At 46.7% G+C, this 4,146-nt stretch carries 4 protein-coding genes and 1 pseudogene; 4 read left to right on the top strand and 1 reads right to left on the bottom strand.

Annotation, left to right across the window (positions count from 1 at the left end):
• The first annotated feature begins 410 nt into the window (after nt 1–410).
• Complete coding sequence (locus tag ACEW9J_RS02285) at nt 411–833, top strand: response regulator transcription factor (RefSeq protein ID WP_373543529.1); 423 nt, start codon at nt 411–413, stop codon at nt 831–833.
• 140 nt (nt 834–973) lie between these two features.
• On the opposite strand, the gene aat is transcribed toward ACEW9J_RS02285, so the two are convergent.
• On the bottom strand, nt 974–1,567 hold the full coding sequence (gene aat, locus ACEW9J_RS02280) for a leucyl/phenylalanyl-tRNA--protein transferase (RefSeq protein ID WP_373543528.1): 594 nt from the start codon (nt 1,565–1,567) through the stop codon (nt 974–976).
• 369 nt (nt 1,568–1,936) lie between these two features.
• Between aat and ald the strand changes: the two genes are divergently transcribed.
• The 3 genes and pseudogenes from ald to ACEW9J_RS02265 form a co-directional block, all read left to right on the top strand.
• The gene (gene ald, locus ACEW9J_RS02275; protein WP_373543527.1) at nt 1,937–3,025 is read left to right on the top strand and encodes an alanine dehydrogenase; all 1,089 of its coding nucleotides are present in this window, start codon (nt 1,937–1,939) and stop codon (nt 3,023–3,025) included.
• A gap of 147 nt (nt 3,026–3,172) precedes the next feature.
• Nucleotides 3,173–3,772, top strand: coding sequence for a Uma2 family endonuclease (locus ACEW9J_RS02270; protein ID WP_373543526.1), 600 nt, complete (start codon nt 3,173–3,175; stop codon nt 3,770–3,772).
• Between the two features lie 48 nt (nt 3,773–3,820).
• Nucleotides 3,821–4,146: pseudogene (locus tag ACEW9J_RS02265) on the top strand (alanine--glyoxylate aminotransferase family protein); the annotation flags it as partial.

The following is a 4,146-nucleotide window of genomic DNA, read 5'->3' as shown; positions in this document are numbered from 1 at the left end:
CATCAAACGCCGTAGTGGGAATCTTTCTGTAGTTGGTTCTATAGATAACAGTACCATGAAGGAAATCCTGTACACCCTTAATAGGGCTGCAAGGAAGCCCACGTCATAGCGTACTCGCTTGACGTGTGGTTATGTCACCTTTCTATATTGACATCTTATGCGGATCGATTTTCGGATCGATTCTGTCGGGATGTCCCTGTCTTGTCGTCATGATTCACCATTCACTATTCACCCCCTACGCTAGATGTCTAATTTGACACTAGATCCGGAAGTATCTGGGAGTAACTTAGAGATCCTCCTGCTCAAATCTTGATTAATTTAGTTAATAACGATCGAGTAGAATCAGATCGGCTATGGTAAATTAGTATTAAACTTGCCTTTTTTATTGTTTATTAAAAAAATTTTGACAGATGAAATCAGTTGTTACTGCTAGAAGGTCAAAGACCGATAGAATTTTAATCGTTGACGATTCTCCAGAAATTCTATCGATAACTGATGCAATTCTCTCCTCGGCTGGGTATGAGACGATCGCTTATAGCGATGGACTAATCGCGCTCCAAATAATGGAACTGCTACCGCCAGATTTAATTATTCTCGATGTTAATATGCCCCAAATCGATGGGTTTGAAATGACGAGACGGATTAGAAGCAATTCCGCTTGGAATCTGACACCGATCTTGCTATTTACCGCACTCGATCGATCTCAAGCTGCCTTTGGATTGGAATGTGGAGCTGACGATCTACTCAATAAACCCGTCTCGATCGATGAATTACTCAGCAAAGTAAGTCTACTACTTCATTCCCGTCATCGTCAACAACTTCGGGCGGGTTAGGGGTTAGGCTTTAGGCTTTAGGCTTTAGGCTTTAGTTGTAGGGTGTGTTAGCGCAAGCGTAACGCACCAAATAGTTATCGGATCTAACACACCAACTGCCCACCAGCCAGATTTCACACAATTAGCCATTTAACTCATCGTCAACCAATCCGACTAGAGTTAAATTGGCACTTTTGCTCGATCGCGATGGCGAGTAAAGCTTGATAGGCTTGGGTGTCGATGGTGTATGCACCAAAACGTTCGAGATGCGGATTGGTCATTTGGGCATCAAATAGGCTAAACTTTTGCTGGCGGAGATGATTGACAAGATGTACCATCGCTACCTTCGAGCCTTCAGGGATATTAAAAAACATCGATTCCCCAATAAACGCGCTACCGATCGCAATTCCCAGAATTCCACCTGCTAATTCATCTCCCAGCCAAGTTTCAAGACTATACGCCCAACCCGCTTGGCACAATTCCCAGTAGATTTCCTGAAGTTCGTCCGAAATCCAAGTAGTATCGCGATCGGCACAACCCGCCACCACCGCTCGAAAATCCCCATTAATTCTGACTGTAAAGCGGTTTTGATTGATGACTCGCCGCAACGAAGTTGGATAGCGAAAGCGATCGTCGAGCGGAATCAGCGCATGTTCGTTGCTAGAATACCACTGAAGCCCACTGTCTTCGTCATCTGCCATCAAAAAATGACCATGAGAGTAGCCCTCGATAATTCCGGCTATGTGGTACTTCATTCTAGGTGTTAGGCTTTAGGCTTTAGGTTTGAGTTTAGTAGGGTGTGTTAGCGCGAGCGTAACGCACCATCTAGATTTCAGGCTTTCATTCTAGGCTTTAGGTATTAGGTGTTAGGTGTTAGGCTTTAGGTTTGAGGTATGAGCTTAGTAGTGTTAGCGCAAGCGTAACGCACAATCTAGATTTCAGGATTTTCTGACGCGATCGATGTTTATCCCGACACATTAATGATAATGATGCTGCATTCATTTACCCTGTTCTTCAAAGCCGAGCGCGCTGACACCATCACCCTTGTATCCTACAACTCTTTCTCAAACCCGTATTCTCTCTATTATGATGGTAATTGCGACGACAACCACAAGCTATAAAACATGGATATTGGCATCCCCAAAGAAACCAAAGACCAAGAATTTCGAGTTGGATTAACGCCTAGTACCGTGCGGACATTGAGCGATCGCGGACACCAAGTATACCTCGAAACTGGTGCAGGCGCAGGCTCTAGCTTTACGGATGCCGAGTACATTCGCGCTGGAGCCAAGATCGTCCCCACAGCAGCAGCCTGGGATCGAGAAATGGTTGTCAAAGTCAAAGAACCCTTATCAACAGAATATCAATACCTACAAAAAAACCAAATCCTGTTCACCTATCTCCACCTCGCCGCCAATCGCACCCTCACCGAACAACTGATCGATACTGGTGTCAGTGCGATCGCCTATGAGACAGTAGAATTACCAGATGGCAAGTTACCGCTACTCGCCCCCATGAGCATCATCGCGGGGAGATTGTCCATTCAATTTGGAGCGAGATTTCTGGAGAAACAACAGGGGGGTAGTGGTGTCCTCCTCGGTGGCGTCCCTGGCGTCCAACCTGGACGAGTTACCATCCTCGGTGGGGGGGTTGTCGGTACAGAAGCCACAAGAATCGCGGTAGGTATGGGCGCACAGGTGACGATTCTAGATGTGAATGTCGATCGATTGAGCTATCTGGAAACAATCTTCGGTTCGCGGGTGACTTATCTCTACAGCAATACCTCTAATATCGAAACTGCTGTTCGCGATGCCGATCTAGTTATCGGCGCAGTTCTCATCCTGGGCAAACGTGCGCCGATCCTCGTCTCTAGTGCCCTTGTCAGCCAGATGAAACCTGGTTCTGTAATTATTGACGTCGCAGTCGATCAAGGCGGCTGTATCGAGACAGTCCGCCCCACTTCTCATACTAGTCCCGTCTATATCGAGTCGGGTGTCGTACATTACGGCGTACCAAATATGCCTGGAGCGGTACCGTGGACGGCAACCCAAGCCTTAAATAATAGTACCGCGCCCTATGTGGTTAAATTAGCCGATCGCGGTTTAGAAGCTCTGGCAATGGATCTCAATCTGGCTAAAGGAATGAATGTGCGCGGTGGATCGATCGTGCATCCAGCAGTGCGATCGGTGTTTCCAGACTTAGCTAGCTCCTAAACAGTTGACAGTTACAGTCCGCATCAAGAGGGGGGATTTAAACCCCGAAGCCATAGCTTCTGATTTTTGTTAGGATGACTTGGATCGGTTCGGTATAATGATGGAATAATAGTCACAAACCGATTACTGTAGCTATTTGGAGGTTTTATGACAATCGCTACTGCTGCTGTAGATACCCAACCGCTGCTACTAAATATCAGCAACACCACGCTTCAAGTTACGCCAGCACAATTCGATTTATTGTGTATCGACAATCCCGATTTGCGGCTGGAACTAACTAAAGATCGCGAATTAATCGTTATGACTCCAGCATTTCCGATTAGTGGCAAACAAAACGGAACTCTGTTTGGGCGCGTCTGGCTTTGGAACGAACAAACCGAATTGGGGGAAGTATTTGACTCTTCTACTGGCTATGACTTCACCGCAATTGGTGGCGGTAAAATGTCTCCCGATGTATCTTGGATTGTCAATTCTCGCTTAGAAGGAATTTCGCTCGAACAATTTTGTCCGATTCCTCCCGATTTGGCGATAGAACTGCGATCGACTACCGACAGGTTGAGTATCCAATCTAAAATGATTGAATATCGCCGACTGGGAGTACGATTGGGCATCCTCGTCAATCCCCTAGACAAACAAGTAGAGGTTTATCGATTGGAGCGAGAAGCTGAAGTATTCGATGCCCCAATGTTGATTAATTGTGAAGATGTCATGCCTGGTTTCGGATTGAGTTTGCAGAAGATCTGGTAGGTATCGATCGAGGGATAATTAAAACTAGATCTATTTTTAAAAACCGCCATGACATTCACAACATCCATCAAAACCAACCAACTACAGCAACTAAAACCCCTGGCTGTCCCCAACCGTCTCCTACTCGGCCCTGGGCCATGCAATGCCCATCCTACCGTCCTCCAAGCGATGAGTACGACCCCAGTAGGACACCTCGATCCGGCATTTTTGGAGATTATGGACGAGATTCAGTCTCTACTGCGATACGCATGGCAAACCGATAACCCTCATACGATCGCCGTCAGCGGTACCGGAACGGCGGCGATGGAAGCAACGATCGCCAATAGTGTCGAGCCTGGGGATGTGATGCTGATTGGGGTAGCGGGATATTTTGG

The sequence above is a fragment of the Chamaesiphon sp. genome (genome assembly GCF_041737865.1).
In the GTDB taxonomy this organism is placed as follows: domain Bacteria; phylum Cyanobacteriota; class Cyanobacteriia; order Cyanobacteriales; family Chamaesiphonaceae; genus Chamaesiphon.
This window is presented reverse-complemented; position numbering and strand designations above follow the sequence as displayed.

Bases quoted from the DNA above. Each gene is read 5' to 3' on its own strand.
- ACEW9J_RS02285 (WP_373543529.1), top strand. From the start codon at position 411: ATGAAATCAGTTGTTACTGCTAGAAGGTCAAAGACCGATAGAATTTTA.
- ald (WP_373543527.1), top strand. From the start codon at position 1,937: ATGGATATTGGCATCCCCAAAGAAACCAAAGACCAAGAATTTCGAGTT.
- ACEW9J_RS02270 (WP_373543526.1), top strand. From the start codon at position 3,173: ATGACAATCGCTACTGCTGCTGTAGATACCCAACCGCTGCTACTAAAT.
- aat (WP_373543528.1), bottom strand. From the start codon at position 1,567: ATGAAGTACCACATAGCCGGAATTATCGAGGGCTACTCTCATGGTCAT.